At 61.0% G+C, this 13,164-nt stretch carries 16 protein-coding genes and 1 tRNA gene; 10 read left to right on the top strand and 7 right to left on the bottom strand.

Translation table 11 applies throughout. From position 1 onward, the window contains the following. Positions 1-59: 59 nt before the first annotated feature. Both efp and epmA read left to right on the top strand, forming a co-directional pair. Positions 60-632 carry an elongation factor P gene (gene efp / locus Thiosp_RS22005; RefSeq protein ID WP_201069331.1) on the top strand — a complete coding sequence of 191 codons (573 nt, stop codon included), beginning with the start codon at positions 60-62 and terminating at the stop codon, positions 630-632. 90 nt (positions 633-722) lie between these two features. Then, positions 723-1,700 (top strand): EF-P lysine aminoacylase EpmA, encoded by a 978-nt coding sequence (epmA, locus tag Thiosp_RS22000; RefSeq protein WP_201069338.1) that lies wholly within the window; start codon positions 723-725, stop codon positions 1,698-1,700. A gap of 154 nt (positions 1,701-1,854) precedes the next feature. Here the strand turns inward: epmA and Thiosp_RS21995 are convergent, their stop codons facing one another. After that, complete coding sequence (locus tag Thiosp_RS21995; protein ID WP_201069332.1) at positions 1,855-2,877, bottom strand: TIGR00341 family protein; 1,023 nt, start codon at positions 2,875-2,877, stop codon at positions 1,855-1,857. Positions 2,878-2,892: 15 nt separating this feature from the next. After that, positions 2,893-3,312: a SufE family protein gene (locus Thiosp_RS21990; RefSeq protein WP_201069333.1), complete on the bottom strand. Its 420-nt coding sequence runs from the start codon at positions 3,310-3,312 to the stop codon at positions 2,893-2,895. 185 nt (positions 3,313-3,497) lie between these two features. On the opposite strand from Thiosp_RS21990, the gene Thiosp_RS21985 reads away from it, so the two are divergent. Together Thiosp_RS21985 and Thiosp_RS21980 are read left to right on the top strand one after the other, a co-directional pair. After that, a tRNA-Lys gene (locus Thiosp_RS21985) sits at positions 3,498-3,573 on the top strand. Between the two features lie 378 nt (positions 3,574-3,951). Beyond that, a protein-coding gene (locus Thiosp_RS21980) for an IS630 family transposase (protein ID WP_323696471.1) occupies positions 3,952-5,087 on the top strand; the annotation gives its coding sequence in 2 pieces (ribosomal slippage) (positions 3,952-4,378 and positions 4,378-5,087; 1,137 coding nt in all). Positions 5,088-5,370: 283 nt separating this feature from the next. On the opposite strand, the gene Thiosp_RS21975 is transcribed toward Thiosp_RS21980, so the two are convergent. Both Thiosp_RS21975 and Thiosp_RS21970 read right to left on the bottom strand, forming a co-directional pair. Beyond that, a complete protein-coding gene (locus Thiosp_RS21975; protein ID WP_201068172.1) occupies positions 5,371-5,949 on the bottom strand; it encodes a diheme cytochrome c in 579 nt (192 codons plus the stop codon). A 39-nt stretch (positions 5,950-5,988) separates the two neighbouring features. Beyond that, positions 5,989-6,615, bottom strand: coding sequence for a cytochrome b/b6 domain-containing protein (locus Thiosp_RS21970; protein WP_201068173.1), 627 nt, complete (start codon positions 6,613-6,615; stop codon positions 5,989-5,991). Between the two features lie 237 nt (positions 6,616-6,852). Between Thiosp_RS21970 and Thiosp_RS21965 the strand changes: the two genes are divergently transcribed. Genes Thiosp_RS21965 through Thiosp_RS21945 form a run of 5 tightly spaced genes read left to right on the top strand, consistent with a single transcriptional unit; the run spans position 6,853 to position 10,269 of the window. Further along, complete coding sequence (locus Thiosp_RS21965; protein WP_201068174.1) at positions 6,853-7,209, top strand: DUF1924 domain-containing protein; 357 nt, start codon at positions 6,853-6,855, stop codon at positions 7,207-7,209. A 16-nt stretch (positions 7,210-7,225) separates the two neighbouring features. Next, entirely contained in the window at positions 7,226-7,807 is a 582-nt protein-coding gene (locus tag Thiosp_RS21960) for a cytochrome C (protein WP_201068175.1), read from the top strand. 23 nt (positions 7,808-7,830) lie between these two features. Further along, the gene (locus Thiosp_RS21955; protein WP_201068176.1) at positions 7,831-8,205 is read left to right on the top strand and encodes a PepSY domain-containing protein; all 375 of its coding nucleotides are present in this window, start codon (positions 7,831-7,833) and stop codon (positions 8,203-8,205) included. After that, a complete protein-coding gene (locus Thiosp_RS21950; RefSeq protein WP_201068177.1) occupies positions 8,205-8,882 on the top strand; it encodes a response regulator transcription factor in 678 nt (225 codons plus the stop codon). The genes Thiosp_RS21955 and Thiosp_RS21950 overlap by 1 nt, the downstream gene beginning before the upstream one ends. Before the next feature lie 25 nt (positions 8,883-8,907). Then, positions 8,908-10,269 (top strand): sensor histidine kinase, encoded by a 1,362-nt coding sequence (locus tag Thiosp_RS21945; RefSeq protein ID WP_201068178.1) that lies wholly within the window; start codon positions 8,908-8,910, stop codon positions 10,267-10,269. 160 nt (positions 10,270-10,429) lie between these two features. Here Thiosp_RS21945 and Thiosp_RS21940 read toward each other — a convergent pair whose 3' ends face one another. The 3 genes from Thiosp_RS21940 to Thiosp_RS21930 all read right to left on the bottom strand — a co-directional run bounded on the left by Thiosp_RS21940 (position 10,430) and on the right by Thiosp_RS21930 (position 12,386). After that, on the bottom strand, positions 10,430-10,843 hold the full coding sequence (locus tag Thiosp_RS21940; protein ID WP_323696705.1) for a GFA family protein: 414 nt from the start codon (positions 10,841-10,843) through the stop codon (positions 10,430-10,432). 777 nt (positions 10,844-11,620) lie between these two features. Beyond that, complete coding sequence (locus Thiosp_RS21935) at positions 11,621-11,845, bottom strand: helix-turn-helix domain-containing protein (protein ID WP_201068179.1); 225 nt, start codon at positions 11,843-11,845, stop codon at positions 11,621-11,623. A gap of 1 nt (position 11,846) precedes the next feature. Beyond that, positions 11,847-12,386 (bottom strand): hypothetical protein, encoded by a 540-nt coding sequence (locus tag Thiosp_RS21930; RefSeq protein WP_201068180.1) that lies wholly within the window; start codon positions 12,384-12,386, stop codon positions 11,847-11,849. 75 nt (positions 12,387-12,461) lie between these two features. Here Thiosp_RS21930 and Thiosp_RS21925 point away from each other — a divergent pair, with 75 nt between their 5' ends. Continuing rightward, entirely contained in the window at positions 12,462-13,049 is a 588-nt protein-coding gene (locus tag Thiosp_RS21925; RefSeq protein WP_201068181.1) for a hypothetical protein, read from the top strand. Positions 13,050-13,164 lie beyond the last annotated feature (115 nt).

Here is a 13,164-nt window from a genome sequence, read left to right as displayed (position 1 = left end):
ATTCAAAGTACGCAAGATGCTCTGAGCCTGTGACAAACAGCCGGAGCTGAGGAGTTTGCATGGCAAGTTACAAGACCAATGAGTTCAAGGGTGGTTTGAAGATCATGCTTGACGGTGACCCATACAGTATCGTCGAGAATGAATTCGTCAAACCCGGTAAAGGGCAGGCTTTCAATCGTGTCAGGGTCAAGAATCTCAAGACCGGGCGCGTGGTGGAGCGGACGTTCAAATCCGGCGACTCCGTCGAGTCCGCCGACGTGCATGATACCGACTTGCAGTATCTCTACAACGACGGCGAGGTGTGGCATTTCATGCACCCGGAGACCTTTGAGCAGCTGACTGCGGACGAGAACGCCGTGGGCGAGGCGGCAAAGTGGATCAAGGAGCAGGACATGTGCTCTGTGACTCTCTACAACGGCGCGCCCTTGAGCGTCGAGCCGCCCAATTTCGTGGTGCTTGAGATCACCGAAACCGACCCCGGTCTGAAAGGCGACACCTCAAGCGGCGGTGGCAAGCCGGCCACGCTCGAGACGGGTGCGGTGGTGAATGTGCCGCTGTTCGTGCAGATTGGCGAGATGATCAAGGTTGATACCCGCACCGGTGCCTATGTGTCCCGCGCGCGGGACGAATAGCCCGGGCGCTTGCCGCATCGCCCTCATTGCCCGATCCGCTCTCGCTAGTCAGCCCGGAATGTGCCGAAATCCCAAGTTGTTTTGCCGGCAATGGGTGTGATTCAGAACCAGGCTCCAGCGGTCGGGGAAGCGTGGCGGCCGAGTGCAACCCCCGCGGTGCTCAAGGCCCGCGCGCGCATGCTCGCCGAGATCCGGGCCTTTTTTGCCGCGCGCGAGGTGCTGGAGGTGGAAACCCCGCTACTGTCGCAGGCCGCCACCACAGACCCCGCGCTCGCTTCGATGCGCGTCGGCGAAAACGGCGCTTGGCTGCAGACCTCACCCGAGTTTCCGATGAAGCGTCTGCTGGCCGCCGGCAGTGGTCCGATCTACCAGATCTGCCGGGTGTTTCGCGACGGCGAGCGCGGTCGGTTCCATCACCCTGAGTTCACCTTGCTCGAGTGGTATCGACCCGGCTGGACGCTGACGGAGCTGATGCAGGAGGTGGCGGACTTGGTGCGCGTGCTGCTGCAGCGCCCCGAGCTGCCGGTGGAATTCGTTCGCTACCGCGAGCTGTTCCAGCAGGCACTTGGCCTGGACCCGTGGCAGTGCACGAGCGCCGATCTGCAGTCAGCCGCAGGGGCGCGCGGCCTGGGTGACGGGCTCGAGCTCGATACGGATGCTTGGCTGGATCTGTTGCTGACCCACTGCCTGGAGCCTGATCTGGGGCGCGACGGCTTGACCTTTCTGCATGCGTATCCACCCAGCCAGGCAGCGCTGGCGCGTCTCAGCAGCGATGATCCGCCGCATGCCGAGCGCTTTGAGCTTTACTGGCAGGGGCTGGAACTCGCGAACGGATTTCAGGAATTGACCGACGCCAATGAGCAGCGGCAGCGATTTGATGCAGATCAATCGGAGCGGGCTGCCTTGGGTTTGCCGCTCGTCCCGCTGGATGAACACCTGCTCGCGGCGCTGCAGGCCGGTCTGCCTGACAGCGCGGGGGTCGCCCTGGGGCTCGACCGCCTGCTGATGCTGCATTGCGGCGCCGAGCATATCGATCAGGTGTTCGCCTTCCCGATCGAGCGTGCCTGAGGCGGACTGGGTTGAAACGGATTGGGCTTGAGACGGATTGGGCTTGAGACGGATTGGGCTTGTTTGGGTGACTTGTTTGGGCGACCAGCCCAGCTGCGAGCATCCCGGCTCCGGCTGGCCTGGTAACGCGGTCCAATCCGAGTCAGGCACTTGCTTACATCGGCATAGGCGCGTTTTGGAGCAGCTGATCGAGCGAGCTGCGCAGCAGCATCGCGGCAATCAGAATGGCCAGTAGAATGGCCCAGAGTGCGATGTAAAGCGACATCGAAGTCTTGGCCTTGCGCGTCTCCAGCCAGCCGCGCGGGCGCACGCCTTTGACAAGAAACACCACCTTGGCGGCCAGCAGCACGCAGACCACATTGACCGCCAGCAGCAATCCCGCACCCAGCGCCAGCTCCCAGCGACCATGCCCCAGCAGCAGACCCATGACGGCTGTCGGGGGCAGCAGCGCCACCGCGACCATCACGCCCACCAGGGCCGAGGATAATCCGGTGGTCAAGGACAGCACCGCTGCGGCGCCCGAGGCCAGTGCGAGCGCAACGCTGCTCAGTCCAACCTCGGTGCGGGCCATAATCTCGTGGCTGTCGAGGTTGATCGGCCAGATCAAGCCAATGAGTAGCGACAATAGGCATGCCAGCGCAAGCCCAGCGCCACTGGCCGCAAGCGCCTGAATCGACAGCCGGCGGTCTCCCAACGAGGTCGCGAAGGCAAAAGCAATGTTCGGCCCCAACAGCGGCGCAATGACCATTGCGCCGACCACCACGGCGACATTGTCCTCGGCCATGCCGATGGATGCGACCACGGTCGACAGGACCACCAGCAGCAGAAAATTGCCATCCAGCTGCGCGCCCTTGGCAATCTCCGTGTAGAGCTCCTCGCGCGTATGCGCGACCGAATTGCGCTTGTTCTCGGCGGACTCCTCATCGCCAGCATCGACGCGCGGCAGGGTGGCATTGACGGTCTGGATGACAATGCGCCCGCCATCTTCCTTGTCGAGCAGACTTTGCAGGCCATCGAGCAACTGCTGGCGCGCCTTGTCGGGCACCAGCATGCGCAGGGCCTGGCGCCCATCGGGGCTCTCGGCCCCCCACCAGCAGTCCGCCGCGCCATAGAAACGCCCCATCGCCATCAACTCCTTGGCGTGCCTGGCCGGAGCCACCACTTCGACGATACGCATCAGAGGGGTCCTCGTTCAGGCATCGCCGCCAAGGCCGCGGGCAATGGCGTAAACGCGCTCGATAAAATGCTCCATGCCTGCTTGTCGGTTGCCACTCAAATGCTCCTTCAGACCGAGGCCGTTGATGTAGTCCGATGGGTCTGTCCTCAGCACGGCCTGCGGGGGCTGTCGCTGAAATGGAACGAGCAGCAAGGCCACCAGTCCGCGAACCAGCGGGGTCTCCGCCTCGGCGCGAAACTCAATCACCGCCAGGTCGTCTCCCACCAGACTGCCGGTCAGCCAGGTGCGCGTGTTGCAGCCCTGCACCAGATTCGCATCCGTTCGTTCTCTCTCCGCCACCTGCAGCAACTCCCGCCCCAAGTCACCGATAAACTCATAACGGGCCTCCCAATTCTCCAGTAACTCGAAGGCTTCCAGCACCTCTGTCGTCGTCATAAACACCCCCACCAGCGCGAACAATTAAACTGAATATCACGCGATTGTACCGGCAATCGCCTTAATCAAGCCCGCCGCCGAAAAATGCCACCCCCGCGACGACGGGCAAGCCCGGAAACTTAGAAATCGCGCTTTTGCGCCGACTCGGGAAAACTTGTTATACTCCCGCGTCCTGCACCAAAAATGCGCCCTTAGCTCAGTTGGTAGAGCATCTGACTTTTAATCAGGTGGTCGTGCGTTCGAGTCGCACAGGGCGCACCATATAAAACAGCGGCTTAGTCTGATGAGGGCTAGGCCGCTTTTCGTTGCCGTCTAGTCTGGTTGCCGTTGCTCGGGAGTTGCCGCCAGTCAGGGACTACCCTGTGCCCCTTCCAGGGCGTTACTGGGTAACGGTTCGGGTTCCCATCCGCCCGGCTCGGTCGGTTCCAGGGCCAACAATCGGCAGGGTCCGCATCTACCATACCAGAGCGGACCTCAGAGACGATGTGCAGGATTTCAGCTTGGGTTCGTGGTGTCAGCTCGCATAGGTGTCGTTCTGCGTAATACTCGCGCGCGTTGACTAGTACCTTATTTCGGCTTATGTTGCGAAAACAAGCCGCTAGTGGTATCTCTTAGAGCATTGCAGAAGGAGATACCGCTATGACAAAGAAATATGTAGTCCGTCTCAGCGATGAAGAGCGTGGTTTGTTGGAAGACCTGGTGAGCAAAGGGCAAGCGGCGGCGCAGAAGATCAAACATGCGAATGTATTGCTCAAGGTCGATGCCGAAGGGGCGAATTGGAGCGATGCACAAGCCGCTGAGGCGTTCGGTTGCGCGCCGCGCACTGTCTTCAGCATTCGCGAGCGGTTCGTCGAACAAGGATTTGAAGCGGCGCTTTCACGCAAGCAACGTGAGCACCCGAGCTGCGAGCCCCTGCTCGATGGGGAAAAGCAGGCGCGGTTGGTGCAAATTGCCTGTAGCGAGCCGCCTCCCGGATACGCGCGCTGGACGTTGAATTTACTCGCGGGGAAGTTGGTGGAACTGGATGTCGTTGAGAGCATCTCGGCACCCACGGTGATGCGCGCACTAAAAAAAACGCACTCCAACCGCATCGGCGCAAGTGCTGGGTGATTCCCCCCGGGGAAGACGCCGCCTTTGTGGCGCAAATGGAAGATGTCCTGGAGGTCTACCGCCGCCCCTACGACCCCAAGAAGCCAGTTGTCTGCATTGATGAACAACCGACCCAGTTGATTGCCGAGACACGCCAGCCCCTGCCGATGCAACCGGGCCAACCCGAACGCTACGATTATGAATATGAGCGCGCCGGTACGGCGGTGAACTTCATGATCACAGAACCCTTGGGGCAATGGCGCAAAGTCAGTGTGCGCGAAACCAAAACCGCGATCGATTTAGCCCAAGAAATCAAGACATTGCTGGACGTGGACTATCCCGACGCCGAGAAAGTCGTTATCGTCTGGGACAACCTCAATACGCATACGCCCGCCTCTCTGTACAAAGCCTTCCCACCTGAGGAAGCGCGGCGGTTGATCGAGCGCTTGGAAATCCACTACACACCAAAGCACGGCAGCTGGTTGGACATTGCCGAAATCGAACTCAGTGTCATGACCAAGCAGTGCCTAGACCGCCGCATCGGCGATATCGAAACGCTTCGCCGCGAAACCGCCGCCTGGGCAGAACAACGCAACGAGGCCCAAATCGGCGTCGACTGGCAATTCACCAACGACAAAGCGCGTGTGAAGTTGAAGCACTTATATCCGCAAGTTAAGCTGAAATGAGGTACTAGCGGCTCGCCGTCATCGATGCCCGCTCCTTCGGTCTGTGCCATCCCTCGGCGCACCTTTGTGCTTACGGAGGCCTCACCGTCCGATTTCTTTGCTCGCTGATGTCAAGAGAACGCCTTTCGTCTTTCCATGCGCAGCGTTGTGATCGCACCGAATGCTGCTCATTCCGGCTCAGGGGGCTCGGCGGTTTCAGCTGGGCGTGATTTCTCCGGAGCGATTCCTGACCATCCCTCCAGCTTTTCGCCGCTCTGCTCTCGCAGTGGCGCAACGGGCAAGCTCAATGCTCCCAAGGCCCAAAACCAGGAATATCAATCTGACTCTCGTCGAAAACGCCCTTATCGGTGCCGATGTGACAGCGATTGCACTGACTGAAGCTACCAACCTCGGGATTGTCCGTTACCAGACGCGCCGGGACCTGATTGTGCTTACGGATGAAATAGGGCGTCTCGGTGATGCGCGGCAGACTGGCGTCAGATCGCGCCGCACCCGGCACGGCGAAGGCTCGCTCGCGGATTCGCGCTGATGTGTCGGCCCCATTAGCCATCAGATAATCCCGCACCTCGGCGACCAGATCCTCCGGCAGCCAAGCGTCATCGCCGTAGTGATTGGCGAGTGACTCGGGTGCCAGAATGTGCTTCCAGGAGTCCGCCGGCAGGACTCCGGGCGGATAAGCCAGGTGACAGGAACCGCATTCCTCAAGATAGGCCGGCTGGGTGGCGGGCGCGATGTTCGGGAACATCCGCAACCAACCGCGCCAATCGCGAGTCTCGCCCTCTGCGGCCATCACGGCCGTTCCGGCCGCGCCGAGCAACAGGCCCGCCAGCGCAAACAGGGGGATGGAAGGGCGTTTAGGCATGGTATCGACTCTCCAGCTCCGGCGTATTGCAAGAGGCATTCATTCACTCTCTGCGCGCTTGTAACCGCTGATCATGCCGCCAATCAGATTCTCGCGATGCAGCAGACTGGAGGCGAGCACCCCAACCACATGGATCAGGATCAGAGCGAGCGTGAGGTTGGCCAACACCTCATGGGCCTCTTCCAGAACATCGCCCAAGAAGGGTGGCAAACCACGCATCACATTGGCCAGTGGACCGGCGAATTCCTCGGCGCCATAGAGCGCCAGACCGCTGATTCCGGTGGCGGCGACACAGGTCAGAAGCAGCACAATCATGGCTCCACCCGCCGGGTTGTGGCCCAGATAACGCGGGGCCCGCAAGCGCGTGACATCACGCAGATACGCAAGCACTGCGCCAGGGCTGCGCACAAAGTCGCTGAAACGCGCGTGGCGCGTGCCGATCAGCCCCCAAACCAGGCGCACACTGATCAGGACAAGCACCAGATAGCCCGCCCAGACATGGACGCTGAGCAGATCGTCCTCGACGATGAAGGCGGTGGCAAACCCGGCTACCAGTGACCAATGAAAGATCCGTACCAGCGGATCCCAGACGCGAACCCGCTTAGGGGTCTCGAGGCCGGGGCTACTGGCAGGGGGGGCGGTGTTATTCGGCTTTTCGTTCGACATGTTATCGGTTCTTCCAAACAGGTTTGATGATTAGTTGATCGGCTCAGGCGTGTCGGCGCCTTGGCCAGGGGGATTCACGAAGAGCGAGAGTAACCAAGCGCACCTGACCGAAGGCTAACCGCGGCTGTCAGCCTTTTGTCAGGGTGCCCTCGGTAGGCTATCGGCACAGTCTGCAAGGACCACCGGAAAGCCCCGACCGGAGCCAGGCAGACGGTCAAGCCAACGGAGAACCGACCAATGAAACGACACCTCGCCACAGCCCTGCTCAGTGCAAGTACCCTGATCCTGCCTGCCACCCCCTGGGCGGCCGACCCAGCCGCTGGAGCAGCGGGTTGGGTCAAGGAATACCCGCAGGCCGATGGTTCCAAGCCGCGCAGTTGCACAACCTGTCATGGTCGCGATCTGACGCAACCGGGACAGCATGCCAACACCGGTAAGGTCATCGAACCCTTGGCCCCCTCGGTAAATCCGCAGCGCCTCACCGATGCCGCCAAGATCGAGAAATGGTTGCGGCGCAACTGTCGCTGGACCATCGGGCGCGAGTGCACCGCCGACGAAAAAGCCGATTTCATTGCCTACATCAAGACCCAATAAGCGGGAGGATCGACCCATGAGCCCCTATACATTCAAATCTGTTCTGACACTCCTGGTCACCGCCACACTGGCCATGAGCAGCGCCCACTTGGCTTTCGCCGATGATGATGACGATGACCATGAACGCGGCAAAGACGACTGGTTCGAGTCGCGACAGGCGCCGGTCGTCAACGCCATCTACAGTGAGGAATGCGGTTCCTGCCACATGGCCTATCAGCCCGGTCTGCTCCCGCCGCAGGCCTGGGCCAGGATCATGACACCGGATGCGCTGATCGATCACTACGGTGATGATGCCAGCCTGTCCGAGGAACTGCGCGCCGAGATCAGCGCCTTCTTGGGGACCAATGCCACGCATGTGTCGCAGCAGATGATCCCAGGCGGTGCCAGCAATCCGAGCGCGACCTCTGGTGGTCTGCCGCGCATCACCGAAAGCGCCGAGTTCAAGGATGAGCACGACGAGATACCGGCCCGCCTGGTGACAGGCAACCCAGAGGTCAACAGCTTCAGCCAGTGCAACGCCTGCCACCAAAAAGCCGCCGAAGGCAACTATGACGAACGCTGGATCGACATTCCGGGCCATGGTCCCTGGAGGGATTGAGCCCATGCGTAACGCAGGACACCATGACGCAAATCTCAATCATGCATCCCTTCATCCTCATTGGTCTGCTGAGCCTGCTGCCTCTTCAGGCTGGCGCCGACGATCACGACGATCAGGCAGATAACGCCGGGACCACCAGGTATGAGCAGCTGCAGGATCACCAACGCGCGCGCGCGGCTCGTCTGCGCGGCGAGATCCTGCCGATCGCCGAGATCCTGCATCACATTAGTGAACAGGTCCCGGGCGAAGTGATCGACATTGAACTCGAAGACGAGACGCTTGACGGCCAGCGGGTCTGGCTCTACGAACTCAAGATCCTGACCCCAGACGGGCGCCGCTTGGAGGTCGAGATCGACGCCCGCGATGGTGAAATCCTGGAATTGGAGGACGACGACTGATGCGCTTGCTCCTGGTGGAAGACGACGATCAGGTCGCCGAGACGGTGACGGCCGGCCTGACGGCCGCCGGCTTCCTGGTCGAGCGCGCGTGCGACGGCCGCGATGCCTGGTTCATGGGGGACACCGAACCCTATGCCGCCGCCATCCTCGATCTCGGACTGCCCGGGCTCGATGGCTTGTCGGTGCTGCGTCAGTGGCGCGCTGCCGGTCAGCGGCTGCCGGTGTTGATTCTGAGCGCGCGTGGTGACTGGACCGAGCGCGTTGAGGGCATCGAGGCCGGTGCCGATGACTATTTGCCCAAACCCTTTCGGCTCGAAGAACTGCTCGCGCGCGTGCAGGCCCTGATCCGCCGCGCCGCCGGACAGCCGGCGCCCGTCCTCGTGCATGGTTCCTTTCGGCTGGATACCCGACGCCAGACCTTGACCCGCGATGGGCTAGCCATCCATCTCTCGCCGCAGGAATACCGTCTGGTCAGCTATCTGATGCAGCAGGCCGGGCGCGTCGTCTCGCAACAGGAGTTGACCGAGCAGCTCTATGCGCAGGATTTTGAGCGCGACTCCAACTCGGTGGAGGTGCTGGTCGGGCGGGTCAGGCGCAAGCTGGGTGCCGGGCTGATCCAGACCCGACGCGGTTTCGGCTATCTGATCGAGACAGATGACGCCTCGCAGGCTCCATGATGCTGAACTCCGGGTCCACCCGCGCATGAAACACCGCTCGCTGCGCGCCAGACTCTGGATCAGCGCGCTGATCTCGATCACCGTGGCGCTGTTGATCGCCTGGCTCGGGTTGGCGAATCTGTTCGAGCGCCATGTTGAGCGTCATCTCGCCGCTGAATTGGAGACGCAGCTCAATCAGCTCGCCGCCGCCGTCGAGATCGCACCCGATGGTTCGCTCCGGCTGATCCAGCAACTGCGCGGCCTAGCCTTTGCGCAGCCCTTGAGTGGGCGCTATTGGCAGATCGACCGCGCTGGTCAGGCCGGTGTGCTGCGTTCGCGCTCGCTGTGGGATGAGGTGCTCACCCTGCCGGAGGACGAACTCACCCCGGGCGAGGTGCATGCCCATCGTCTGCCGGGACCGGACGGACAGTCGCTCCTAGTGCGCGAGCGGCGCATCCGGGTCGAGGGGGACCCCGCGCCGGTCGAGCTGCGGCTGATCCTGGCGCAGGATCGTGCCGAATTGATCCGTGCCCGCGCCAACTTCGCCGCCGACATGCGTCCCTATCTGGGGCTGATCGCGCTCTTGCTGACCCTGGCCACGCTGATCCAGGTCCAGACCGGGCTGGCGCCCCTGGAAGCCCTGCGCCGCGAGATCGGCGCCATCCGTGACGGCCGCGCCTCGCGGCTCGCGGCAAAGGCTCCCGATGAGGTCCGACCGCTGATCGCCGAGCTCAACGCCCTGCTCGAAGCGCGCGAAGGCTCGGTCGAGCGGGCGCGGGCTTGGACCGCCGATCTCGCCCACGGACTCAAGACGCCGCTGAGCGTCTTGGCGGCCGTTGCCGAGCGCTTGCGTCAGGCCGGCCATCCGGCCCGGGCCGAGGACCTGGACCAACTCGCCCTGACCATCCGTCGGCGCGTCGAGCGCGAGTTGATCCGCGCGCGCGTGCGGTCCGGTCATCCCTCGCATGCCGCGCGTACCGACGTGGTCGAGAATCTTGAGCGCCTGCTCCGCACCCTGGGACGCACGCCCGCTGGCGAGCGGATCGACTGGCGGATAACGGCCCCGGATCGGGTCGAGGTGGCGCTGATGGCAGGGGATCTGCTCGAACTGCTCGGCAATCTCCTTGAGAACGCCGCGAAATGGGCCGATGAACGGGTCGATATCCAGGTATCGACCTCAGCGGATGGACAGGTCGAGATTCAGATTGCGGACGACGGCCCTGGCGTTGCGCCCACGCACTGGTCGCGACTCGGCGAGCGCGGCCTGCGACTCGACGAGCGTCAGGCGGGCACGGGGCTCGGGCTGGCCATCGTGCGCGACGTGGTGGAGGCCTATGGCGGCACGCTCGGCTTCGGGCGCGCAGAGCTGGGTGGTCTGCTGGTCTGGGTCAGGTTGCCTGGCGGATGAAGCCTGTTGTGACAGTAAACCACATGTGAGTTCGGCCAAGTTTTGAGCCGGGCACCCGGCCCAAAACCAGAAACCTTTTTGCGATGGGCATAACGCCCATTTGGCTTGCATTTCTGAGAGCGACGCAGAAGCCACGAAAAACGTTGTGTTCAAATGTTCGTTATGCGTTTACCGGATCGTTATCAATTTTTGGCAATGTCTCAAGATCTTGATCCCATTCCGCTTTGCTTGAAATATTTATATGGGCATTTGGTTTAAAGAATAATTCACTATCAAGACTTCCAGCAGGCACAACCAATAGATCCCCTTCCATTTGAAGATTCGGGAGCGCTGAACCACAAACAGAACAAAATGACTTTGTGTGCAAGGTTGATGGAAGAGTGAAGACCTTTACTTTATCTTGCCCTGTTAGCCATCTCAGTTTTGCTGATGAGGAAAATAAATTGGCCGCATGTGATGAACCAGTATCTTTGCGACACCGGCTACAATGACAAAGGAAAAAGCTCTCAAAGTCACCTTCCACTTCAAAATGTATTTCTCCGCAAAGACACGATCCATTTTTAATACTCATCATTATCACTATATTGATTGAAATTAATTCATTTTCTATACATAACGCCATGCACAGCTGAACCGCCTCCCGAGAACGGCCCTGGCCTAGCGAATAAGGTTAGATCGTCTGAGCGAAGCGAGCGACGATCTGAACCGTTCGTTAGGCGGTTTCGTCGGTTTTGATTCAATTCCTGAGAATTAAATCGACCCTGGCCGTTCGCAGTAACAACAGTAAGTCTAGCGGGTTATGGTCCCGTCCGGGGAGTTGTCCGTACGCCTCGGTAGCATGAGGAAGCGGCGTCTTGGTAACAAGGGGTCGTAAGTTTCCACACAGCAAGAGAGCAGGCCGTAACGCAAGTGAACCTAGATGTAGCCTCGTGAACAAAGGTTGGAGACGCCGACCCTGTGGCCAGATGGGGAAGGCCGTTGGGTGGCCACTCGAAGAACGGAAGTGGTGGTCATCGTCTCTCGGGGTAGCAGGGGCGGCATGTTCTTGAAGACTTATCTGTCCAGTGTTGGAGATCCGTAGCGGGGGTGGAGAGAGGCCACCAACGCCAGCGTGTGCGGGAAAATCGCATGCACGGTTTGATGAGGGAGGGCTGGTTGTCAACGCCATGCCTCGGCTATTTAGGCACCGCCAGACGAAAGGGGCGGCCAACGGATAAGCCGCGACCAAAGTGTTGGCAACCTGCTCTCTACTCTATCGTTTGATTGCGACTGGATTGATGTCGTGGTGCTCGGACAAGCCGCCATTACAAGCCGCCCCCTTGCGGCCTGTGCGGGCCTCAGCTCACCGTCATCAATCCAGGTCCATCTCCTTAACGCGCTGAAATTCCAGCAGGTCGCCAGGCTGGCAGTTCAATTCCTCGCAGATTGCCTCGAGTGTATTGAAACGGACGCCACGCACCTTCCCGGATTTGAGGAGGGAAAGATTCGGCTCAGAGAGCCCGATGCGGGTCGCCAGTTCCCGCGAAGTCATCTTTCGCTTTGCCAACATCACATCGAGCCGAACGATGATCGGCATGTCAGACGATCGCCTGATGATCGCGCCAAAGCTCAGCCCCAACCGAGAAGGCTCGCGCGAGAAACACCGCCATTAGCGCGGCTAAGGCCATCGAGACCTGCTCACCATCAAAGGCCACAGCAACGGTCCGTTCGCCTTGCGCCAGATGCCAGGTGGCCACTGCGGATGCGGCTGCCTGTCCTGCCAGAGACCACAGCAGAAGCCCCCAGAGCCAACAGGCGAGGCGCTCAGAGGCCTGGCCTGCCTCTCGCACTGAGCCCGCGCAGAGATGCCAGCACAGACGCCGGCCGGCCAAAAAAGAACCGGCCCAGAGGCCTATCTGTAACAGCACTAATGTCGAGAGGATGAAGCTTTGGCCGCGCGACATCGCCGCGTTGGGATAGCCGACGAAGCCGGCCAAGGTCTGGCCCGTCGCGACGGGTGCAAGCATGAGCGCGGCAACGAGGAAGAGCGCAACCCCCGCGCTGGCGTACAGGGCAACGTTGAACAGCATGGCGAACCTCTGCGCTGGGCGAAGCACCGCCTGAAGATCGATGGTCATGAAGCTTCCTCTTTCAGAATTATTGTTTTATATTAAACAATATATTCTAAACATAACACATGAGGTCCTGCCAAGATGCACCGAATCCCGAACCTCTTGCTGTGCGCAAGCCTGATTGGTCTCTGCGCCTGCACCTCGCTCTCGCCATCCGGCCTCATCGCTGCCAGCCGGCTCGATCCGCTGGGAACTCCGCCGGATCAGATCGACATGGCGGTCGGCGTGCCGAACTCGGTGCGTCTCGCGTCCGGCGATGTGGTGTTGCGCATCGCGTTCCAGGGAAACGCAGCTGGATCGCCAGTGCTCATCAAGGAGGCGGTGCCGTTGCAGCTCACGGCCGATGAGACCGGCATCATCACAGCGAATGGGCCGCAGGAAATCCTGTACCTCGCAACCCTATTACCAGAGGATGCGGCCCGCTTCGCGGCCGCCCAGAACGCTATTCGCGCGGCCCGCCAGCAGGGGGTCGAGGGGACCGGCAGCCTCAACATTGAGCTCGTCGGTGGCTGTACCCTCGGCCAGGCGCCAACGACGCTGCCGTTTAGTACTTGGTTGAACACCCCGTCTACCCAGAGCTACGTGCCACTGACTCGCCAGGTGGATGCCTTTGAGCTGATCGACGCCGACATCAGCGACGCCCTGCGGGAGCGGCTGCACCCATGCTAGTCCCCGATATGCGATCCGACGCGGCGCGCGTAAGGAGCGGTTTGACCAACAGGTTGCGCATTGCTGGGACAGTGATGTCACTTACTGTTTGGACGTAGAGGCATGACAGGCGCTC

This window comes from Thiorhodovibrio litoralis (assembly GCF_033954455.1).
GTDB lineage: Bacteria > Pseudomonadota > Gammaproteobacteria > Chromatiales > Chromatiaceae > Thiorhodovibrio > Thiorhodovibrio litoralis.
This window is presented reverse-complemented; position numbering and strand designations above follow the sequence as displayed.

What these genes read in the sequence shown, in the direction of transcription:
- efp (WP_201069331.1), top strand. Translation starts at nt 60, where the DNA reads ATGGCAAGTTACAAGACCAATGAGTTCAAGGGTGGTTTGAAGATCATG.
- epmA (WP_201069338.1), top strand. Translation starts at nt 723, where the DNA reads ATGGGTGTGATTCAGAACCAGGCTCCAGCGGTCGGGGAAGCGTGGCGG.
- Thiosp_RS21995 (WP_201069332.1), bottom strand. Translation starts at nt 2,877, where the DNA reads ATGCGTATCGTCGAAGTGGTGGCTCCGGCCAGGCACGCCAAGGAGTTG.
- Thiosp_RS21990 (WP_201069333.1), bottom strand. Translation starts at nt 3,312, where the DNA reads ATGACGACGACAGAGGTGCTGGAAGCCTTCGAGTTACTGGAGAATTGG.
- Thiosp_RS21975 (WP_201068172.1), bottom strand. Translation starts at nt 5,949, where the DNA reads ATGCCTAAACGCCCTTCCATCCCCCTGTTTGCGCTGGCGGGCCTGTTG.
- Thiosp_RS21970 (WP_201068173.1), bottom strand. Translation starts at nt 6,615, where the DNA reads ATGTCGAACGAAAAGCCGAATAACACCGCCCCCCCTGCCAGTAGCCCC.
- Thiosp_RS21965 (WP_201068174.1), top strand. Translation starts at nt 6,853, where the DNA reads ATGAAACGACACCTCGCCACAGCCCTGCTCAGTGCAAGTACCCTGATC.
- Thiosp_RS21960 (WP_201068175.1), top strand. Translation starts at nt 7,226, where the DNA reads ATGAGCCCCTATACATTCAAATCTGTTCTGACACTCCTGGTCACCGCC.
- Thiosp_RS21955 (WP_201068176.1), top strand. Translation starts at nt 7,831, where the DNA reads ATGACGCAAATCTCAATCATGCATCCCTTCATCCTCATTGGTCTGCTG.
- Thiosp_RS21950 (WP_201068177.1), top strand. Translation starts at nt 8,205, where the DNA reads ATGCGCTTGCTCCTGGTGGAAGACGACGATCAGGTCGCCGAGACGGTG.
- Thiosp_RS21945 (WP_201068178.1), top strand. Translation starts at nt 8,908, where the DNA reads ATGAAACACCGCTCGCTGCGCGCCAGACTCTGGATCAGCGCGCTGATC.
- Thiosp_RS21940 (WP_323696705.1), bottom strand. Translation starts at nt 10,843, where the DNA reads ATGATGAGTATTAAAAATGGATCGTGTCTTTGCGGAGAAATACATTTT.
- Thiosp_RS21935 (WP_201068179.1), bottom strand. Translation starts at nt 11,845, where the DNA reads ATGCCGATCATCGTTCGGCTCGATGTGATGTTGGCAAAGCGAAAGATG.
- Thiosp_RS21930 (WP_201068180.1), bottom strand. Translation starts at nt 12,386, where the DNA reads ATGACCATCGATCTTCAGGCGGTGCTTCGCCCAGCGCAGAGGTTCGCC.
- Thiosp_RS21925 (WP_201068181.1), top strand. Translation starts at nt 12,462, where the DNA reads ATGCACCGAATCCCGAACCTCTTGCTGTGCGCAAGCCTGATTGGTCTC.